The sequence below is a fragment of the Parasediminibacterium schistidii genome, assembly GCF_046546515.1.
In the GTDB taxonomy this organism is placed as follows: Bacteria; Bacteroidota; Bacteroidia; order Chitinophagales; family Chitinophagaceae; genus Parasediminibacterium.
Genome location: NZ_JBKHKJ010000002.1, coordinates 187,933 through 207,770, shown reverse-complemented (window position 1 = coordinate 207,770; position 19,838 = coordinate 187,933). Strand labels below are relative to the sequence as shown.

18 protein-coding genes are annotated in these 19,838 nt (G+C 41.2%); 12 read left to right on the top strand and 6 right to left on the bottom strand.

Annotation, left to right across the window (positions count from 1 at the left end; translation table 11 throughout):
• The first annotated feature begins 41 nt into the window (after window positions 1–41).
• From ACHFIY_RS02085 to ACHFIY_RS02060, 6 genes are all read left to right on the top strand, one after another.
• Window positions 42–2,528: a heparinase II/III family protein gene (locus ACHFIY_RS02085; protein WP_410844388.1), complete on the top strand. Its 2,487-nt coding sequence runs from the start codon at window positions 42–44 to the stop codon at window positions 2,526–2,528.
• A 427-nt stretch (window positions 2,529–2,955) separates the two neighbouring features.
• Entirely contained in the window at window positions 2,956–3,240 is a 285-nt protein-coding gene (locus ACHFIY_RS02080; protein WP_410844387.1) for a hypothetical protein, read from the top strand.
• 56 nt (window positions 3,241–3,296) lie between these two features.
• The gene (gene ispG / locus ACHFIY_RS02075; protein WP_410844386.1) at window positions 3,297–5,375 is read left to right on the top strand and encodes a (E)-4-hydroxy-3-methylbut-2-enyl-diphosphate synthase; all 2,079 of its coding nucleotides are present in this window, start codon (window positions 3,297–3,299) and stop codon (window positions 5,373–5,375) included.
• Between the two features lie 124 nt (window positions 5,376–5,499).
• Window positions 5,500–7,107 carry an L-aspartate oxidase gene (gene nadB / locus ACHFIY_RS02070; protein ID WP_410844385.1) on the top strand — a complete coding sequence of 536 codons (1,608 nt, stop codon included), beginning with the start codon at window positions 5,500–5,502 and terminating at the stop codon, window positions 7,105–7,107.
• Window positions 7,108–7,164: 57 nt separating this feature from the next.
• Window positions 7,165–7,458: a DUF5618 family protein gene (locus tag ACHFIY_RS02065; RefSeq protein WP_410844384.1), complete on the top strand. Its 294-nt coding sequence runs from the start codon at window positions 7,165–7,167 to the stop codon at window positions 7,456–7,458.
• 95 nt (window positions 7,459–7,553) lie between these two features.
• Complete coding sequence (locus ACHFIY_RS02060) at window positions 7,554–8,918, top strand: cytochrome P450 (protein ID WP_410844383.1); 1,365 nt, start codon at window positions 7,554–7,556, stop codon at window positions 8,916–8,918.
• Between the two features lie 43 nt (window positions 8,919–8,961).
• On the opposite strand, the gene ACHFIY_RS02055 is transcribed toward ACHFIY_RS02060, so the two are convergent.
• From ACHFIY_RS02055 to arfB, 3 genes are all read right to left on the bottom strand, one after another.
• Window positions 8,962–9,438: a sterol desaturase family protein gene (locus ACHFIY_RS02055; RefSeq protein WP_410844382.1), complete on the bottom strand. Its 477-nt coding sequence runs from the start codon at window positions 9,436–9,438 to the stop codon at window positions 8,962–8,964.
• Window positions 9,435–10,130 carry a carotenoid biosynthesis protein gene (locus ACHFIY_RS02050; RefSeq protein ID WP_410844381.1) on the bottom strand — a complete coding sequence of 232 codons (696 nt, stop codon included), beginning with the start codon at window positions 10,128–10,130 and terminating at the stop codon, window positions 9,435–9,437. Before ACHFIY_RS02050 ends, ACHFIY_RS02055 begins: the two co-directional genes overlap by 4 nt.
• A gap of 459 nt (window positions 10,131–10,589) precedes the next feature.
• A complete protein-coding gene (gene arfB, locus ACHFIY_RS02045; protein WP_410844380.1) occupies window positions 10,590–10,991 on the bottom strand; it encodes an alternative ribosome rescue aminoacyl-tRNA hydrolase ArfB in 402 nt (133 codons plus the stop codon).
• A 908-nt stretch (window positions 10,992–11,899) separates the two neighbouring features.
• Between arfB and ACHFIY_RS02040 the strand changes: the two genes are divergently transcribed.
• The 5 genes from ACHFIY_RS02040 (at window position 11,900) to kdpB (ending at window position 18,287) form a co-directional block, all read left to right on the top strand.
• A complete protein-coding gene (locus ACHFIY_RS02040) occupies window positions 11,900–12,940 on the top strand; it encodes a 2-oxoacid:ferredoxin oxidoreductase subunit beta (RefSeq protein ID WP_410844379.1) in 1,041 nt (346 codons plus the stop codon).
• Between the two features lie 372 nt (window positions 12,941–13,312).
• A complete protein-coding gene (dtd, locus tag ACHFIY_RS02035; RefSeq protein ID WP_410844378.1) occupies window positions 13,313–13,765 on the top strand; it encodes a D-aminoacyl-tRNA deacylase in 453 nt (150 codons plus the stop codon).
• 208 nt (window positions 13,766–13,973) lie between these two features.
• On the top strand, window positions 13,974–14,114 hold the full coding sequence (locus ACHFIY_RS02030; protein WP_410844377.1) for a hypothetical protein: 141 nt from the start codon (window positions 13,974–13,976) through the stop codon (window positions 14,112–14,114).
• A gap of 299 nt (window positions 14,115–14,413) precedes the next feature.
• Window positions 14,414–16,138, top strand: coding sequence for a potassium-transporting ATPase subunit KdpA (kdpA, locus tag ACHFIY_RS02025; RefSeq protein ID WP_410844376.1), 1,725 nt, complete (start codon window positions 14,414–14,416; stop codon window positions 16,136–16,138).
• A 106-nt stretch (window positions 16,139–16,244) separates the two neighbouring features.
• Window positions 16,245–18,287 carry a potassium-transporting ATPase subunit KdpB gene (gene kdpB, locus ACHFIY_RS02020; RefSeq protein ID WP_410844375.1) on the top strand — a complete coding sequence of 681 codons (2,043 nt, stop codon included), beginning with the start codon at window positions 16,245–16,247 and terminating at the stop codon, window positions 18,285–18,287.
• Window positions 18,288–18,301: 14 nt separating this feature from the next.
• Here kdpB and ACHFIY_RS02015 read toward each other — a convergent pair whose 3' ends face one another.
• From ACHFIY_RS02015 to ACHFIY_RS02005, 3 genes are read right to left on the bottom strand one after another with little or no spacing between them, the layout of a single operon-like run.
• Window positions 18,302–18,529: a hypothetical protein gene (locus ACHFIY_RS02015; RefSeq protein WP_410844374.1), complete on the bottom strand. Its 228-nt coding sequence runs from the start codon at window positions 18,527–18,529 to the stop codon at window positions 18,302–18,304.
• Between the two features lie 6 nt (window positions 18,530–18,535).
• Window positions 18,536–18,955, bottom strand: a complete 420-nt coding sequence (locus tag ACHFIY_RS02010) for a PIN domain-containing protein (RefSeq protein ID WP_410844373.1) — start codon at window positions 18,953–18,955, stop codon at window positions 18,536–18,538.
• Window positions 18,936–19,157 (bottom strand): hypothetical protein, encoded by a 222-nt coding sequence (locus tag ACHFIY_RS02005; protein WP_410844372.1) that lies wholly within the window; start codon window positions 19,155–19,157, stop codon window positions 18,936–18,938. The genes ACHFIY_RS02010 and ACHFIY_RS02005 overlap by 20 nt, the downstream gene beginning before the upstream one ends.
• 34 nt (window positions 19,158–19,191) lie before the next feature.
• Here ACHFIY_RS02005 and ACHFIY_RS02000 point away from each other — a divergent pair, with 34 nt between their 5' ends.
• On the top strand, window positions 19,192–19,755 hold the full coding sequence (locus tag ACHFIY_RS02000) for a K(+)-transporting ATPase subunit C (RefSeq protein ID WP_410844371.1): 564 nt from the start codon (window positions 19,192–19,194) through the stop codon (window positions 19,753–19,755).
• Window positions 19,756–19,838: the final 83 nt, after the last annotated feature.

Sequence of the window (19,838 nt, the reverse complement as noted above, 5' to 3'; positions counted from 1 at the left end):
TAATTTCAATCATCTATTTTTAAATAAAACTGTAAATGAATATGATTAAAGAGATTGCTTGTGTGGTTGCCTTTACAATGTTTTCTCTTTCTATTAATGCCCAACAAAGGGTGAACGCAAACGGAGAACCTTATGCCGAAGATATTCTTAATAATGTATGGAAATGGCCTGCTTCTCCCGAAGTACCTGCTACAAAACCAGACTTAACTGGCTTTGCAGCCGACCGTTTGGGAAAAGTGCCAAAAGCTGGCGTCCATCCAAGGATATTGTTCAGTCCAGATCAAATACCAGACATCAGAACAAGGATTGAAAATACCAATGCAGGGAAATTGTTATTGGAAAACCTACACAAGCGCACATCCATATTTGAGAAAGAAAGTAATTGGGAATATAAAACGTTCAATCAATTGGCAAATGGTGAATGGGAGGAGGCGAAGAAAACGCTTGATACCAAGCCCAAGGCAAACGGTAGCGAAGGTCATTACCAACCCTATTTTATTTATGAGATGATGCTTAAAAGCTTCGATTGCCTCATATTCGATAAGAAGGAAGAGGGCAAGAAAGTGGCAAATGCTTTTTACAATTATGTAAAAATCAAACGCCCTGTTTATGATTCACTCATAAAAGGCTCTGCCTATCCGGAGGATGCTTGGCGGGCGGGCACAAAGGAGGTGATGGCTTATCAGTTCATTGCCTATCTATATGATTTCACCTACAATAACCTCACTATCGAGCAGCGGGATTACATACGTGAGTTATTGGCAAAATATACCTATGGTAGGATAACATTGGGGATGAAGATACCGCCTCACTTTCGTAATTGGAATTGGATAATGGTGGCACAGTCCTTTGTGTTGAATGCAATAGCTATTGAGGGCGAAAAGGGTTATGACCCCAGAGTATATAAGAAATCTAGCGAAGTGGTACAGTCTTATTTAAGCTATGCCATTTCGAGTAACGGGATGAGTACTGAAGCAGTAGGTTATACTGCTTTTGGGTTCTATTGGGGCTGCCCTGCCATGATTGCCATGAGCCGTAGGGGCGATGTATATTTGGCACACCCACATTTTAAAGCGATGAAAAACTGGTGGGTGGGTACCATGCAACCGTATGCCTACAAATGGGAAAGTCACGGTGACGGCGGCGATGGTGGGCCATCAGTTGAGCAAGTGGGAATGATGAAATATTATTATCCAAAAGATAGTTTGGTAGATTATCTATGGCAATGCAAGGTGAATGAAAAAGGGGATAAATCACTCCTAGAGAAGATGAACATTATTGTGCCATTGATATGCGCCACCGACCCTAACAAAGATGCCAATGGCAAAACAATAGACTATCAGAATGGTGCAAAGCTAAACCTGCCACTCACATTTTATGATAGTACAAGAGGATCTATTGACACAAGGAGTTCATGGAACAAGGATGCTGTTTTTTTTGAAATGGAAGCAAGGCAAGACGGGATAGCTGCTTCGCACGAACATGCAGACAGGGGCAACTTTGATTTCAGCGCACTAGGACGTGGATGGAGCGTGGATGGCTTCCGTGGAGTAGAATCGAAGTACCACAATGTGATATTGATTAACGGAAAAGGACAAGGTTATTTTGCTACCCCTGCCAAATGGTTGAAAACAATTGACCTGCCAGAGGCTACTTTCGGCATTTGCGATACGAAATATGCGTATGATTGGCGTTGGCCTAAACCAATAGAAACATCTGCCATTGACGATCCTAAATTCAAGACATCCAGGTACAAGAGCTATCTGCCAAGTGTAGAACGTTTCCATAGTTTGTATAAGAACCAAAATTTTGAGAAAGATCCATCACCTAATGTAGTGGCACATTATCAACCTTATCTGTATGGCAACCCACTGCAATGGGATGAAGATGGATGGCCAGTACGTATACCTTACAATCCCGTTCAACGATCGTTTCGTACGGCAGGTTTAGTAAAAGGGAAACATCCTTATTCTTTGATTGTGGACGACATTCAAAAGAATAACGAACAGAACTTGTATGAATGGAACATGATGTTAGAGTGGGATTTGAGTATTATTTCAATTGACGGTAATGATGTTATTCTTGGAAAAGACAAGGGCGAAAAACCCGATGACGACAACCGTTTTAGGGGAGCATCTAGAAAACAAGAGAACGGAGAACCGCTTTTATTGGTAAGGATAATAGAATGCAATCACCCCGATTCACTTCATTTTGATGAGAACCCATCCCCACACTTAGAGGTATTTGAAAAAATAAATACACAGTTTTTTAAAGACAGAACTTTTGGTTTGGATAAGCGATTGATAATACCTTCTTTGTCCGTTGCGCCAAACTTCAAGATATTGTTGTACCCATTTAGGGGAGGAGATAAGCTACCCATTACGAGTCTACATGAAGACAAAGAGGGTACAAAAATATTCACTATTACCACAGATGATAAAACGGTAAACGATGTAGTTATCTTTAAGATGGGTGCAGCAGGAAGGAGTGAAATGAGTTATAAAAAAGATGGAAAGGTTGTGTTTTAATTTGAGAGAGAGAACTCTCTGAGAGCTTTCCACTGGTCCACTGGCGCGAGTGTTCTGCGCAGAAGGTCACTCGCGCCTACCAAATAAGCCAGTTTTCAACTGGCAGTCGCATAGGTAAAACCCTCCAGTAAAAATTCTTTGAAATATACATTTGTCATAAACGTCTTTAGCTTATCTTTGAATCATAATTGGGGTTAATAAAAGCAGGTAAAAGCACGGCAAAAAATAATTTTAAAAAATAAATGGTTTTCTGCTCATAAAAACTAACTAAGTCATTGGTTTTCAATACTTTAAAAATTACAGGCGTTATTAAAAATGCATAAAAACACCCATTTTCCTACACTTTTATTGTCATTTCATGATACTTTTACTATACTTTTATGGTAGTTTTACTATCATTTTATGATACTTTTCTAATAGTTTTATAGTGCTTTTTTTGTATTTCCCACAGCCCTTCCCCAATTCCTCCATTGAGGCTACCAGCCAACCGTTGCCCCACCTGCGATACCCTAAGCAGCCTAGTAAAAGCTATAAAGCATACTTTGCAGGCCAGCCAGATACAATAGCCCCCATAACCACCGACATTGTGCTAGACACCATGCGGGGAGCCATGGCTTACAATGCCACAATCGTTGCCTCCTTCCAAGAGTATATTAAAAACTATATGCCTATTTTTGATAAGAACTTTTCCTTATCCTTCCACTGCCACTAAACTATTATTTTTGCAGCCTGTATTATTATATACATTGGCACCACATAAACATCATTATGCAATTGTATTGTAACTCGCTCACTCAGTATAGCCGTTTAATTACCCGGGAAGTAAACATAGGGGGCTTGCTGCTGGGCAATGCGCACCCCATCCGCCTCCAAACCATGACCACTACCGATACAATGGATACCATTGCCACCATTGAGCAAAGTATCCGTTGCATAGAAGCGGGTGCAGAGCTGGTACGCATTACGGCCCCTAGCAAAAACGAAGCGGAAAACCTTAGGAATATCAAGGAAGGGCTTCGCAAAAGGGGATATAACACACCCATTATTGCCGACATACATTTTACCCCCAATGCGGCTGAAATTGCTGCCCGTATCATAGAAAAGGTAAGGGTAAACCCAGGCAATTATGTTGACAAGAAAAAGTTTGAACAGATTGATTATACCGATGCTGAATATGCCGAGGAGATTGACCGCATCAGGGAACGGTTTACGCCATTGGTAAAAATCTGCCAAGAATACGGCACGGCTATGCGCATAGGCACCAACCACGGCAGCCTGAGCGACCGTATCATGAGCCGCTATGGCGATACGCCCATGGGCATGGTGGAAAGTGCCATGGAATTTTTGCGCATTGCCCGTGGCGAAAGCTACCACAACATAGTGCTAAGCATGAAAGCCAGCAACCCGCAGGTAATGGTGCAGGCGTATAGACTATTGATACAGCAAATGGAAGGGGAGTTTGGCGAATGTTACCCACTACACCTCGGCGTAACCGAAGCGGGAGATGGCGAAGATGGCAGGGTGAAAAGTGCTGTGGGCATCGGCACTTTGCTAGAAGACGGCATTGGCGATACCATCCGCGTAAGCCTTACAGAAGACCCTGAACTGGAAATACCCGTTTGCCGGGATTTGGCGAAACGTTATTCGGTTGAATGTCAACAGTCAACAGCTAACAACGCAGCAGCAACGTCTGTAAACCTTCATCCGTCAACTGTAAAACCCGTTCCTCTGATTGACAAACCGCCTTACAGCCCTTTTCAATACGCCAAAAGAAAAAGTTTTGCCATTGATAATATGGGCAGCCACCATGTGCCTGTAGTAATTGCCGATTTGAGCAAGCAGAAATCAATTACCCCTGCCAGTCTGGAAAGCATTGGATATACGTACCACGAAGCCAGCGATAAATGGAACATCAGCGATGCGGCGGCCGATTATATTTTTACGGCTACAAAGCCAGTAGGCTTTGCCTTGCCAGGCACATTGAAAATAATTAGTTATTACGATGCCTGGAAAGCAGCAGCAAATAAAACAAAATGCTTCCCTATTGTAGATGCGGATAAATATTTGGATGCAAACACCACCCTTTCTGAAACATTGAACTTTGTAATGGTGGATTGCTATTCAGGAAGTTATCCACAACCTCACTTGGAAACCTTGTTTGCAAAGTTGAAAACCGATGCTACAGCAATTATTAGTTTGTTTTCTACTAATAAAAACAACATGCAAAGCATCCGCCGCATGTTTATGGAACTGGAGCTGCAAGGCATACAAAACCCTGTAATAATTATTATAGACAGCAACTGGCAAACGCCTGACGAACACCTCATCCATTATGCCACAGAAGCAGGGGCTTTACTACTGGATGGTTTTGGCGATGGCATTTGTTTTGGCATGACTGGTGATAGCTACAAATTGCAGGATGCTGGTTTCAAAAATACCGAGGGGAGGAATTACAGCAGCAACGCCTCGCCAGAGCAGTTTATCAATTCCACTACCTTTTCCATATTACAGGCCACCCGTACCCGTATTTCCAAAACAGAATATATCAGTTGCCCTAGTTGCGGCAGGACATTGTTCGATTTGCAGGAAACTACTGCCAAGATACGCAGCGTAACCAACCACCTGAAAGGTGTAAAAATAGCCATCATGGGCTGCATTGTTAATGGCCCCGGCGAAATGGCTGATGCCGATTTTGGCTATGTGGGCAGTGGCGTGGACAAAATAACCCTGTACAAAGGCAAGGAAGTGGTAAAGAAAAACATAGAAAGCAACATTGCCGTAGCCGAGCTGATTAATTTACTCAAAGAAAGCGAGGCGTGGGTGGAGCCATTGGTAAGTGCCAATTAGTAAATTTAGATAACTTGTGCCTTAGATAAACTTCTACAGAAGTTATTCTTTGTACCCTTTATGTTTTCGTGCCTTTGTGGCAAATAATAGTCTCTTAAACCCTGTGTGGTGAAAAATTAGAAACATGCAAACAGATTTTTTGGTAATTGGAAGCGGCATTGCAGGGTTAACGTATTCTTTAAAAGTGGCAAAATATTACCCCGAGAAACAAATCATTGTTATCACCAAAACCCAAGCCGATGAAACCAATACCAAATATGCGCAAGGCGGCATAGCGGGCGTGTGGGACGAGGAAAAAGACAGCTATGACAAACACATTGAAGACACATTGATAGCAGGCGATGGCCTTTGCAATGAAAAAATAGTGGAGATAGTTGTAAAAGAAGGTCCTGAAAGGATTAAAGAAATTATTGAATATGGCGCCCGTTTTGATAAAGATGCCTCGGGCGAATATTCATTAGGGAAAGAAGGGGGCCATAGCGAAAACCGAATCCTGCACCACAAAGATGTAACCGGGCAGGAAATGGAAAGGGCTTTATTGGAAGAAGTGGAGCGTACACACAATATCCGCCTGATTAAGCATTGCTTTGTCATAGATATTATTACCCAGCACCATCTTGGTTACCTAGTTACAAAATCCACCACAGATATTACCTGCTATGGCGTTTATGTGCTGAACGTGCATTCCAACGCAGTAGAAAAAATTACTTCTAAAATTACCTTGTTGGCCACAGGTGGCAATGGGCAGGTGTACCGCACCACTACCAACCCTCGTATTGCTACTGGCGATGGTGTAGCCATGGTGTACCGTGCAAAAGGACGTATAGAAAACATGGAATTTATACAGTTCCACCCCACAGCTTTGTTTGAACCCGGTGTTTCCCCCTCCTTTTTAATCACAGAAGCCGTTCGTGGCGATGGTGGCATTTTGCGCAACAAACAGGGCGAGGCTTTCATGGAACACTACGACGAACGCAAAGACCTTGCACCCCGCGATATAGTAGCCCGTGCAATAGACAATGAAATGAAAAAGAATGGTACAGAGCATGTGTTCCTAGATTGCAGGCACATGGACAAGGAAAAATTCATACACCATTTCCCCAATATTTACCAAAAATGCCTCAGCATTGGGATAGATGTTACCCAGCAAATGATACCCGTAGCCCCAGCGGCACATTACAGTTGCGGCGGCATTAAAACAGATGATATGGGGCGCACATCCATTAAGCACCTCTATGCCTGTGGCGAATGTGCAAGCACGGGTTTGCATGGTGCCAACCGCTTGGCCAGCAATAGCCTGCTGGAAGCAATGGTATTTGGGCAGCGTTGTTTTACGGATAGCACTGAACTGATTGAAGAAATAAATAATAACAACCATTTCCCTTCCGAGCTGCCCGACTGGAAAGCAAAAGGCACCACCGAACCAAAAGAAATGATATTGATTACCCAAACACGCAAGGAGCTTGAACAAATCATGAGCGACTATGTGGGTATTGTGCGCACAGATGTCCGCTTGCGCCGTGCCATGCGCCGCTTGGATTTATTGTATGAAGAAACTGAATCCCTTTATCGAGCCACCAAAGTTTCCCCCCAAATGTGCGAACTCCGAAACCTTATTACCGTGGGCTACCTCATTGTAAAAGGGGCAGAATTCAGGAAAGAAAGCAGGGGATTGCATTACAATACCGACCATTTGGAAAAAAGCGCATTGCTGCAGAATATTATATTGTAGTTCTTGGTAAACAATCAAATTATTTGATTAAACCTTACTTTTGAAAAAACAACCAATATGAAACACTTAAAAGAAGCAAACAGGTATTTAGACAATGCCTGGGAAATATTAAATGGAAAAGCCCAGAAAGAAAACGGGTATTATAAAGGCAGGAAAAGCGTAGAGTGGTACAAAGAGGAACTTGGGAAAATGGACAAAAAAATCCTTACTCATTTTAATAGTGCCTATAACACGCTACATTTATTGATGGGCTATGACGGGGAATCAAACGCAGATGTGTCTAGCATTGGCTTGAAGGAAGCAGAAAAATTTATTAATTGGGCAGAGCAAAAAAAAGCATTGCCACAGTAGTAATCCCGTAAGGTGATTATGTAGGCATTGTGCGTACCGATGCCTGCGTTCAGTGCTGCTCATGTAATAAGTGGTATAATAAATGTCTATTCTCAATGAAAAAAAAAACGATACCGCTTATCCCCCCGCACAAAATACCTGTTTATGCCATCGGGCTGCTCAGGAACCCATTGAAAGCCATTTCTAAAATGATTGGCCTATATGGCGATATTTTTGCCATGCAACTGGCCAAGAACAGCAATATCATTTTTGTAAACCATCCCGATTTTGTAAAGCATATTTTAAAAGACAACCAGGATAACTATTCACGTGGCAAAGCCGTGAAGCAGTCTGCCATCACAGGCCTGCACGAACTGCTGGGCAATGGGATTTTCATGAGTGATGGGGAAGACTGGGAAGCGCAACACAAGTTGCTAAAAGGGCTTTTTTCTGTAACAGCCATTGAAGCCACCCTGCCAACTATTGAAAACGAGCTAATTGGGTTGATTAAAAAATGGGAAAATGAAATAAAAACTAACCCTATTGTAAACATAGAGCATGAGCTAAACCTATTAATGTTGTGCATCATGCTGCGGACACAGGTATCTGCCGAGCTTAGTTTTGATTACGATGCAATGTATGATGCGCTTAGTGGCAGGATGGAGTCTTCTAGCGTAAAGGCTTTGTTCATGTTCCAATTAAAAGCTTTTTTGCTGAAGCCATTGGGCATTAAATACCAATATACCAAGCACAAAAAATATTTAGAAACACTAAATGCTATTGCCGATACTTTGGTAGAGGGGTTGGTTGAAGGAAAATACAAGCCCACTGGGTTGTTCCAATTGTTATTAGCCGATTACCAGTTGCAAAATACAACCAAGGAAGGCATACGCGACCAGTTTATGAATTTTTTGTTTGCAGGCTTCGACACTACAGCCACAGCCATTACATGGACATTGTACAGCCTTGCTGCAAACCCCGCATTGCAGCAGCAAGTAAAGGACGATCTGGCAAATTCCATAAAAAAAGATGCTACTTTGCACCTTGCCAACAGGCAATTGCCCTTGCTGCAAATGGTTATGAAAGAGGCTTTAAGGTTGTACCCACCCGTTTGGTCTTACGCAAGGGAAGCGGCAACAGATGATGTAATGTGTGGCTACCCGGTGCCTGCAAAAAGCATCATGGTAATAAGTTCTTATGCCTTGCACCGCCACCGGCAATTTTGGCCGAGTGGAGATGTGTTTACAATAGAAAATTTTGAAAAGGAAAATTTCAAGGGCAAAAACTTTGCCTATATCCCTTTTGGTCAAGGCAAAAGGATGTGCATTGGCCGTGCCTTGGCCGATTATCAAATGCAAGTAATTATAGGTGGTATTTTGCAGGCCTTTACCTTAGAAACGTTATCTGCAAAATATCCTGGCATTACTGCCAATATAATTATAAAAGGCGAAAAGCCAATAAGTGTAAGGATTTCTAAATAGAAATTTTTCATGGCTAAAGCCATTTATTGCTGATGGTTTTCCCTTATACAGCGCCCTTTTGCAAAGCCTCGTCTCTCCTTACTTTGTCCCAGTATTTTTTTGCGACAACCAGCATACCAAAACTTTCGCCGTCTTCTTTGTCTATGTGCTTGTGGTGCATTTTGTGCGCCCATCTAATGGCTTTTATATAGCGGTTATTGCTTTTAGAAAGCCATTTAAAACGTTGGTGTATAATTACTTCGTGCACTATAAAATAAGCCGCCCCATACATGGCAATGCCAGAACCGATGCTCACAATAATATCATGATCGTACATACTGCCCAGCATAATACCCAGCCAGCTAGGGATGGCAAAAATGAGGAAAAAGGCATCGTTTTTTTCAAAAAAGCCGTTGCTTTTTTGATGGTGGTCTTCGTGCAGGTACCACAAGAAACCGTGCATGATATACTTATGAGTAAGCCAAGTAATGCCCTCCATCATGCAAAAAACAAAAAGGGCAACAGCTATATGCAGCATCATGGCATAGAAATTTGCAAGGCTATAAAGAATAAACTTTGAATGATTAACAAATGCATGGCAAATTGGTTCTGTTTATCAAAATGAAGCCATTTAAAAACAAGCAGCAGCAAACAGCTTATGCAAAACCAGCAAACAAAATTATAATTGGGTATGGTGTGCCCATGCCACTCCCATAAATGCAGTTTGGCAGCCACCGGCTCCAAGATATAGTCGAACAATGTAGCTACCAAAGCCCCATCAACAACAAAGGAAACGGTCTTTAACCAAGGCCTTAACTGTATATCCGCCAGTTCGTATTGTTCTTCCAGCCAGTCATTGGCTTTGTTCAGCAATACGCCACTGCAAAAAACAACCACAAACCAGTTGATGCCAATAAGGTAAGGCACGCCATTTAGCTGCTTGCCCATAGTGGCACTGTAATGGTAGCTGCCAAATAACTTGCCCGTGTTCACCCCAATCATCTCTGCCCCCATACCTATTAAAAAAGCGGTAAAAAAGAATAAAAAAAATGGTATGTTTTTTTGTGGCTGTACCCAAAATAGCAAAACAGCCATTAACAACAAGTTGAAAGGGGTATTTTGTATAAACCAATTGCTGTTTGGCGAAAACAAAATACCAATTGCGCCACAAAAATGGAAAAGGATGGCTATAAAAATGGCAATATTGTGCTTTGTAAAATAGGTCTTTGTCACTTTGTTCAAAAAGGTTAATTGATACGCAAATGCAATTTTTGAATTTTTGAACTTTGGAATATGCATATGTGATTTCTTTTTACAAGTATGGCTGGCAATAATATACGCAGAAGCCATTTATATTAGCGTGTATAATATCATTTTAAAAAATTAATAACAATAAAATTCTTTAATTGTTTCAACAGCAAGTACTCATAAGTTATTTTTAAAAGAAAATATATGAGCATGTATCATGCCAAAACCTCAATATTTGTTAAAAAATGTTAAAAAAATCTTGCTTGTGGTATCCACAAATAAACATGAAAAATATCGTATTGGTTTCGGGTGAGGTATTTGAACCGAATGATTGGCCGAAATGTTGTACCGAAGACTTTTGCAAGTTAGAGCAAAATTATTTCTGTCCTTACTTTTCATTTTAATTTAAAATTCAAAATTAATAATATGTGCCTACCTTAGATGCTAAAGTACTACCCTTCCACGGTGTGCCTTTATTTCCCCTTTTCTTTTCTTCCCATCCAGCCTTTTTTCCTTGGCTGCTTTGCTAGGCTTGGAAGCAATCCGGATTTTCTTTTTTACAAGGCTATCGTTTACAAGCTGGTTCATTTTTGCTACTACATTGGCTTTATTGTCTAGCTGTGTCCTTGCTGTTTGGGACTTTACCAGTAGCAAGCCCTCGCCTGTTATCCTGTTGGATAGTTTTTGTTGGATGGTTTCTTTTTGTTTTTCATCTACGAGTACTGATGCGGCTACATCCCACCGGCCTTCTACCATTGTCTCTACCTTGTTTACGTTTTGCCCACCGCTGCCACCGCTCCTTGCCGTTTTAAATTGTATCTCGGCAGTAATATCTATGCTCATCATTTAAAATTATATGCCAAAGATAAGCCGCTGTCACAAAGGAATAAAATTGCCACTAAAGCACAAAAACACAAAGAAGCATAAAGCCTTTCATTTTTATTCCCTTCGTACAATTTTGCTCCTATGTAGTTTCGTAGCGACATTTTTAACGGTATTGGTAAAAACGGGTGCATAAAAGTCTCCCTACAAGCAACTGGTGTTTAGCTAAAAACAACCAATTAATATAAAAAATTAGTGCTATTCGTGCATTAGTGGCTAATTGGTTGTATAGGAATTTTTCGCTTTTTAGTGAAAAAACACCCTAGTACCACCCTGCCCGCCAATTATCCCAAAAAGCTGGAACATACACCTCATGGGCAATAATATGGGATGCAAAACGAGAACACTTATACAATTTCTACACTATTACTTTTTCTGGGTTTTTTATTAAAATAGTTTCAGTTTTGACAATTTTCGGTCTTTTTTCCTATTTGCGATTTTTTGAAAAATCGTTCCCAGGCATTTAAGTCATTGATTATCAACAATAACGGCAAAATTTTATGCGTATTTTATGCCTATTTTGTGCTTATTTTTTGAGTGATTTGTGCATACTTTTTGCGTATTTTATGCTCATTTTGTGCGTAATTTTTGCCTATTTTACAGCCATCAATACAAGGCTAATTTTTTAAGCTAAAACGATCTTAATATTAATAAAAAAATAACTTTGATGCAAGTACTGGTTGATAGCTTGTAAAATACATTCAGCCAGGGTTTTAGCAAGTGCATCCCTGGCACAAAGATAAGGTTTTTAAAGATTAGGGAATATCGCCACAAAGCGAAAAACTTTTATGCACCCGTAAAAACTATTTATTTTACCAAATTGGCTGTTATCTTTGCTTCCCTTTTTATTTAAAGCCTGTTTAAAGAATTTTATGACAGAAGAAGCAATTGTAGCCGTGTTACCCACATTGACATCCAAAGATTTTGCAACAGACCAGGAAGTGCGTTGGTGCCCTGGCTGTGGCGATTATTCCATTTTGGCACAAGTGCAAAAAGTAATGCCCTCTATCGGCGTGCCGAAAGAAAACATCGTGATTATTAGCGGCATTGGCTGTAGCAGCCGTTTCCCTTATTATATGAATACGTTTGGGATGCACTCTATCCACGGACGCGCAACGGCTGTGGCCAGCGGACTGAAAGCGAGCCGCCCAGAGCTAAGCGTATGGATAGTAACAGGCGATGGCGATGGGCTAAGCATTGGTGGCAACCACACCATCCACCTGCTCCGCAGGAATTTTGACGTGAATGTATTGCTGTTCAACAACCAAATTTATGGCCTTACCAAAGGGCAGTACTCGCCTACATCAGAAAAACAAAAGATTACCAAGAGCACACCAGTTGGCAGCATTGACCACCCATTCAATCCCCTTGCTTTGGCATTGGGCGCAGACGCTACTTTTATAGCTCGCAGCATGGACAGGGATCCTAAGCACTTGCAAGCAATGCTTACCCGAAGCCACCTGCACAAAGGGGCTTCGTTCCTTGAAATTTATCAGAACTGCAACATTTTTAACGATGGTGCTTTTGAAATATTTACCGAGAAGGGATCCAAACCAGAAGAGGCTTTGTTTTTGGAACATGGCCAGCCATTGATATACGGCGCAGCAAAAAACAAAGGCATTAAACTAGATGGCTTGAAACCAGTAGTCGTGAACCTAGAAGAAGGCGGCAGCAAAGACGATTTGTGGATACACGACGAAAACGATTTTTACAAGGCGCAGATATTGGTAAGGATGTTTGACGACCCAAGGATCGAGGGGCATTTCCCACGGCCGTTTGGCGTGTTTTACGAAGGCGAAAGGGATTGCTACGAAGATGTAATGGCCATGCAAATAGAAGAAGCCATTGCCACAAAAGGCAAGGGCAACTTAGATAAATTATTAAAAGGCAAGGAAGTTTGGGAAATTGTATAAACTGCCCAACGTTTTTTACTTAACAGAATAGCTGCCCAATAAGGGCGGCTTTTTTTATTCTGCCACAAAGCCACGAAGGCTCTAAGAAGCACTAAGAAGAAAAAGTAAAGTTATTATTCACCACATAGGCACAGTAGGCACATAGGCCTGGTTAAAAGTAAAAAGAAAGAAAACATAGTAAATTCTTATTTTATTCCCTCTTTTTCGCAAATAAATTTACAGCATAGTATCCCTATGTTTTCGCTCTCTTACGCGCTTAAAACTATGTGGCTATGTGGTGAAAAACCACCTGCGCAATAATGTTCTCTTGAAACTTTGTGTTCCTTTGTGGCTTTATGCCTTCTTGGTAAATTATTTAACTTGCAACCTTATATGAGAGCAGTAATCCAGCGAGTAACAGAAGCCTCTGTAACAGTAGAAGGCAGCATAACGGGCATTATAAAAAATGGCTTGTTGGTATTGCTGGGCATAGAAGATGCCGATACCGCAGATGACACAATTTGGCTTAGCAATAAAATAGGCAACCTCCGCATTTTTAATGACGAAGATGGGGTAATGAACAAAAGCGTACTGGACATTGGCGGGGACATTCTCCTGATTAGCCAGTTTACCTTGTTTGCAAGCACCAAAAAAGGCAACCGCCCCTCTTACCTAAAAGCCAGCAAGCCCGATTTTGCCATACCCATGTACCAAGCCATGATTGCGCAACTAGAAAAAGACCTAGGCAAGCCCATACAAACGGGTGTTTTTGGAGCCGACATGAAAGTGGCATTGCTGAATGATGGACCCGTAACCATAATGATAGATACAAGGAATAAGGAATAGTTTTTATTACTCGCTGCTACTAACCCCACCCACCCTGCCATTTTGAAAAAACACCCTCATATCGGCACGGTAAAAAACACCAATAATTATAACAAAATGATACTTTAAATATACTAAAAATCAATACAGCAAAGCATTTCAGCCATTTTTTCAAAATGAAAAAATCTTGCGGCATTCTGTTTGGCTATGCAATACCAAACAACCTGAAATGGAAAAGCAAAACAAAATAGGGCTGAGGATAAACAAAGAAACAGTGATAGATTTTATAGCTATCGCTATTGTTTGGGCTATTTCCATAGGGCTGCTTTATCTCGCTTTTATACGCATCAAAATGTTATTTACTCACTAAAAAATAAAAAAATGCTCACTGCAATCTTAATCGCAGCAGGCCTAGTAGGCTTTGCACTTTTCTACAAATCAATTGATGTTTTCGACAAAATTTAAAACCACATTTACCATGGCAGCTTTATTTATCATTTCCATACTGGTGTTTTGTTACATCTGTTATGTATTAGTAAAACCAGAAAAATTCTAAAACACAAAAGTAATAAGTGGTAAGTAGTAAGTAATAAGTATGGCCTTCGGCCAAAAACACACGTCTAAATACTTACCACTTATTACTTACTACTTACCACTAAAAATTAAATTATGAACACAGAAATCCTCGGCGTAGTGCTTATGTTTTTGCTCACGGTGGCTTTGGCCATACCGCTGGGCCGCTATATGGGCAAAGTTTATTGTGGGGACGCCACTTGGCCAGATGCCTTGCTGAACCCCTTAGACAAATTGTTTTTTAAACTAGGCGGAATTAAACCCGAAAAAGGCATGAACTGGAAGCAGCACCTGCTGGCCTTGCTCACCATCAACCTAGTTTGGTTTTTGCTTTCTATGATTGTGTTGATGACACAAGGCTTATTACCCCTCAACCCTGATGGCAACCCATCCATGACTGCGGATTTGGCCTTTAACACCTCTATCAGTTTTATCTCCAACACCAATTTGCAGCACTATTCTGGCGAAAGCGGCTTGTCTTATTTGGGACAGTTAATATTGATGTTGTGGCAGTTTGTTAGTGCCGCTGCGGGCATGGCTGCTTGTGCCGCTGTATTCCTGCACATGAAACCCAACCAAATCTTCCAAAAAGGCAATGATGGCTTGGCTTTGGTAGGCAATTTTTACAACTTATTCATCAAATCCTTAACAAGGGTATTGTTGCCTTTGTCTATCATTATAGCGGTGGTATTGCTGTTTAGCGGCACACCGATGACGTTTAAAGGAAAAGATCAGTTTATCTCCGTGCAAGGAGATACCATCTCGGTTAGTAGAGGGCCAGCCGCTGCCTTAGTTGCCATTAAGCAGCTTGGTACTAATGGTGGCGGCTTTTTTGGTGCCAACTCTGCGCACCCGCTCGAAAACCCCAGCTACTTTACCAACATCGTGGAAAACGTATTGATTATCTTGATACCTATTGCCTTGGTGTTTACCCTTGGCTATGTAATCAAAAGGATGCGGTTTGCATGGATGGTGTTTGGCATTATGACCATCGGCTTCCTGCTGTTTGTAGTACCATCCGTCTATTTGGAAATGAAGGGCAATCCTGCCATTGGCAAAATGGGCATCATCCAAAACTTTGGTAGCATGGAAGGCAAGGAAGTACGTTTTGGCCCTGCTGCTTCGGCTTATTGGGGCATCACTACTACTGTAACATCCAACGGTTCGGTAAATGCCATGCACGACAGCTTTACGCCGCTTACGGGTATGTTTTGCTTGCTGGGCATGATGATTAACTCCTTTTACGGAGGGGTTGGGGTAGGCTTTTTAAACTTCTACATCTTCATCATCATTGCGGTATTTATTAGTGGATTGATGGTAGGTAGAACGCCTGAGTTCCTCGGAAAAAAGATAGAAGCCAAGGAAATGAAGATAGCCGCCATTATTGCACTATTGCACCCTTTCTTAATATTGGTAGGCACTGCTTTAGCTAGCTATCTAATTGCCCATGATGCAACAACCTACGGTGGTTGGTTGAATAATCCCGGTAACCATGGCTTTAGCGAGATGCTGTACGAGTACACTTCTTCCTCCGCCAATAACGGTAGTGGATTTGAAGGCCTGGGAGATAATACCCCTTGGTGGAATATTACCTGCGGTATTGTGATGTTGCTAGGTAGGTTCTTACCGATTATTGGGCCAGTAGCCATTGCAGGCATCCTTGCCAATAAAAAATATGTACCAGAAAGCGCAGGTACATTGAAAACAGATACTGCCACCTTCGGTGTAATGATTTTCGCTGTTATTTTCATTATTGCAGCCTTGTCATTCTTCCCTGCTTTAACACTGGGGCCAATAGCAGAGTATTTTAACTTGAAGTAACCCTACATCCTTAAAGGAACTTCCCCAATGGAGGCGGGCTTTGCCCCCTCGCTTGGAGAGGGGTTGGGGCGAGGTAATTTATAATTCAACATTTAAACTAAATAAAATGTCAACAAAGTCAAACAAACTCTTCGAACCAGCCTTGGTGAAGGAGGCCTTAAAACAGTCTTTCATCAAGCTGAACCCGAAAATAATGTTCCGCAACCCGGTCATGTTTACGGTGGAAATAGGCACAGCCGTAATGCTCGGCGTGTGTATCTGGATTATTACAGGTGATAAAACACAAGGCAGCTTGGCCTATAACCTGATTGTTTTTGGGGTGTTATTCGTTACCCTGCTATTCGCCAACTTTGCCGAAGCCATAGCTGAGGCAAGGGGCAAGGCACAAGCAGACAGCCTCCGCAAGACAAGGGAAGAAACCCCTGCCAAATGGATACAAGCCGTAGGCGACATATTCGTGAACGAAATAAAAATTGTGCCTTCATCACAACTGCGCAAAGGCGATGTGTTCCTTTGCGAAACGGGTGATACCATACCCATGGATGGTGAAATAATAGAAGGTATTGCCACCATAGATGAAAGTGCCATCACTGGTGAGTCTGCCCCTGTAATCAGGGAGTCTGGTGGCGATAAAAGTTCTGTTACAGGCGGTACAAAAGTATTGTCAGATAGGATTAAGGTAAGGGTAACCACCGAGCCAGGCGAAAGCTTCTTGGATAAAATGATTGCCTTGGTAGAAGGTGCCAGCCGTCAAAAAACACCAAACGAAATAGCATTGACTATTTTGTTGGCTGGTTTCACGCTAGTGTTTATCATTGTATGCGTTACCTTAAAACCATTTGGCGACTATGCCAGCACGCCTATCACCATTGCAGCGTTTATCTCTTTATTCGTTTGCTTGATACCTACAACCATAGGTGGCTTGTTAAGTGCCATTGGTATTGCGGGGATGGACAGGGCCTTGAGGGCAAACGTAATTACCAAAAGTGGTAAAGCAGTAGAAACAGCGGGTGACTTAGATACGTTGTTATTGGATAAAACAGGTACCATCACCATTGGTAACAGAAAGGCTACCAACTTTTGGCCTGCCAACGGGGTAGATGAAAAAGCATTTATTGATGCTTGTGCATTATCCTCCCTTGCAGATGAAACACCAGAAGGGAAGTCAATTATAGAATTGGCCAACCTTGGCAAAGACCAATTCAATATTACGGGTGCCGTATTTATAGAATTTACAGCCGAAACAAGGTGTAGTGGTATAGACCTACCAACTGGGCTAAGGGTAAGGAAAGGAGCGGCTGATTCCATAAGGAAAATTGCTGAAAAGGCTGGTCATTCATTCCCACCAGAAACTGCTGAGCAAGTAAAAAAGATAGCTTCTAATGGTGGCACCCCATTGGTAGTTTCTCAAAACGAACAGATACTGGGTGTAATAGAATTGCAAGATATTATTAAGCCCGGCATACAAGAACGTTTTGAACGCTTACGCAAAATGGGTGTGAAAACAGTAATGGTTACTGGTGACAATCCCTTAACTGCCAAGTTTATAGCTGAAAAAGCAGGTGTGGACGACTTTATTGCCGAGGCGAAACCCGAGGATAAAATGAATTACATTAAGCGTGAGCAACAAGGTGGCAAACTAGTAGCGATGATGGGCGACGGTACAAACGATGCCCCCGCTCTTGCCCAAGCGGACGTAGGAGTTGCCATGAACAGCGGTACAGCAGCAGCAAAAGAAGCAGGCAACATGGTAGATTTGGACAACGACCCTACCAAGCTCATTGAAATAGTAGAAATAGGTAAACAGTTATTGATGACAAGGGGTACTTTAACCACTTTTTCCATTGCAAACGACGTAGCCAAATATTTCGCCATTGTTCCGGCATTGTTCATTGCTTCTTTGCCAGGCTTGCAAAGCCTAAATGTAATGAAGCTGCACAGTCCAGAAAGCGCTATCCTTTCAGCCGTTATTTTTAATGCCATCATTATACCTGCATTGATTCCTTTGGCTCTAAAAGGTGTAGCTTATAAACCAATTGGTGCGAGTGCATTGTTAAGAAGGAATTTGCTGATTTATGGTTTGGGTGGCGTGGTAGTTCCTTTTATTGGTATTAAATTGTTGGATATGCTGGTAAGTGTTTGGTTTTAATAATTTCCGTACAGTCATTTCCTTAAAAACTTAATGTCAATATCTTTAACATAATGTTTTCCATCCTTTGGCATATCCCAAGCTGTAGTTTGTTTGGTATGAATAGTGAAAAGTTCTTTGCCTTGTTGTAATTCAACTTTTGTTTTTCTTCTAAACCTTCTAAACGCTTGTTTTTTGCCAGGTTTATCAGATGTCGCTGTTGTATAACCAATGATGGGTGTTTTGTTTCTGGAGTTTGACATACAAGATTAGTTTTCTAAAAAAGGATTTATGATGGTTAGTTTATTATTAATAACCAGTCCATTCTGTAGGTCTTCCGAAAATAGTGTAACACAGCCAGCATCTAAAGCAGACGCAATGATTTTGGAATCATATACTTGTAGTTGGTGCTTAGCGAACAACTCAATGGCTAATAAACAGGTTTCTTTTTCTTCATTTAAAATTGTACATGTTTTAAAAAGGCTTTTTACAAAGAGGATGGCTTTTTCTTTTGGGTATTTAAATTTCCTTAAACAAACATTAAGGCATTCAAAGATTACTTGACTACTTATAAATGGATTTGACTGAAGTAATATTTTGACTTTTTCCTTTTTTAAAGAACCAGCTTCATCATTTAGGTATAAAATGACATTAGAATCAAGAAAATATCTATCGTTCATTAGCTTCATCACGGTTAAATTTAAAATTACGCATGTCAACATTTAAAGAATCAAAAAATGAAATGGCTTCATCAAACTCTTTAGCAGGCTTTCCTTTTATGTCCTCATCCAATTCAAAAGCTATAACTTCTACTTGTTTGTTTAAGTATTCTTTTGGTAGTTGAACTTGAAGATTATCCTCGCTTAAAACATCAATTATCTTCCTGTACATAACAAATAATTTTCTCAAATTTAAAGCAAATAAAATGAAAACACATATTCTCCCCGCATTAAAACTTACTGGTATCAGTATCGTTGTGTTTTGCGGGTTATATTCTTTAATCATCTTGGGCTTTGCCCAGATAGCCCCCAACAAAGGCGAGGGGCAAACTGTAGTGGTAGATGGCAAAGTGAAAGGCTATGCCTTAGAAGGCCAAGGTTTTACGCAAGATAAATACTTTAACGGCCGTCCTTCTGCGGCTGGTTACAATGCAGCAGGTTCTTCTGGAAGCAACAAAGGACCTACTAATCCTGATTACTTAAAACAAGTTCAAGATAGGATTGACAGTTTCTTAGTACACAACCCTACTGTTAAAAAAGCCGATATCCCTTCTGACTTGGTAACTTCATCTGGTAGTGGTTTGGATCCCAATATTACCGTACAAAGTGCATTGGTACAAGTAGATAGGATTGCAAAAGCACGCAAATTATCTGCAGAACAAGTAACCACTTTGGTAAATTCGCACATTGAAAAGCCATTGGCTGGTTTGTTGGGTACTGAAAAGATAAATGTATTGGCTTTGAATGTGGATTTAGATAAAATTAAATGAGTAGTCAGTGGTCAGTAGTCAGACATAGGCTCTTCAGTAGGGATCAATCTTACTGACGACTTGTTACTGACTACTGACCACTG

Bases quoted from the DNA above. Each gene is read 5' to 3' on its own strand.
- ACHFIY_RS02065 (WP_410844384.1), top strand. From the start codon at position 7,165: ATGAAACACTTAAAAGAAGCAAACAGGTATTTAGACAATGCCTGGGAA.
- ACHFIY_RS02000 (WP_410844371.1), top strand. From the start codon at position 19,192: ATGAAAACACATATTCTCCCCGCATTAAAACTTACTGGTATCAGTATC.
- dtd (WP_410844378.1), top strand. From the start codon at position 13,313: ATGAGAGCAGTAATCCAGCGAGTAACAGAAGCCTCTGTAACAGTAGAA.
- ACHFIY_RS02015 (WP_410844374.1), bottom strand. From the start codon at position 18,529: ATGTCAAACTCCAGAAACAAAACACCCATCATTGGTTATACAACAGCG.
- ACHFIY_RS02060 (WP_410844383.1), top strand. From the start codon at position 7,554: ATGAAAAAAAAAACGATACCGCTTATCCCCCCGCACAAAATACCTGTT.
- kdpA (WP_410844376.1), top strand. From the start codon at position 14,414: ATGAACACAGAAATCCTCGGCGTAGTGCTTATGTTTTTGCTCACGGTG.
- ACHFIY_RS02005 (WP_410844372.1), bottom strand. From the start codon at position 19,157: ATGTACAGGAAGATAATTGATGTTTTAAGCGAGGATAATCTTCAAGTT.
- ACHFIY_RS02040 (WP_410844379.1), top strand. From the start codon at position 11,900: ATGACAGAAGAAGCAATTGTAGCCGTGTTACCCACATTGACATCCAAA.
- ACHFIY_RS02085 (WP_410844388.1), top strand. From the start codon at position 42: ATGATTAAAGAGATTGCTTGTGTGGTTGCCTTTACAATGTTTTCTCTT.
- kdpB (WP_410844375.1), top strand. From the start codon at position 16,245: ATGTCAACAAAGTCAAACAAACTCTTCGAACCAGCCTTGGTGAAGGAG.
- ACHFIY_RS02010 (WP_410844373.1), bottom strand. From the start codon at position 18,955: ATGAAGCTAATGAACGATAGATATTTTCTTGATTCTAATGTCATTTTA.
- ispG (WP_410844386.1), top strand. From the start codon at position 3,297: ATGCAATTGTATTGTAACTCGCTCACTCAGTATAGCCGTTTAATTACC.
- arfB (WP_410844380.1), bottom strand. From the start codon at position 10,991: ATGATGAGCATAGATATTACTGCCGAGATACAATTTAAAACGGCAAGG.
- ACHFIY_RS02055 (WP_410844382.1), bottom strand. From the start codon at position 9,438: ATGATGCTGCATATAGCTGTTGCCCTTTTTGTTTTTTGCATGATGGAG.
- nadB (WP_410844385.1), top strand. From the start codon at position 5,500: ATGCAAACAGATTTTTTGGTAATTGGAAGCGGCATTGCAGGGTTAACG.
- ACHFIY_RS02030 (WP_410844377.1), top strand. From the start codon at position 13,974: ATGGAAAAGCAAAACAAAATAGGGCTGAGGATAAACAAAGAAACAGTG.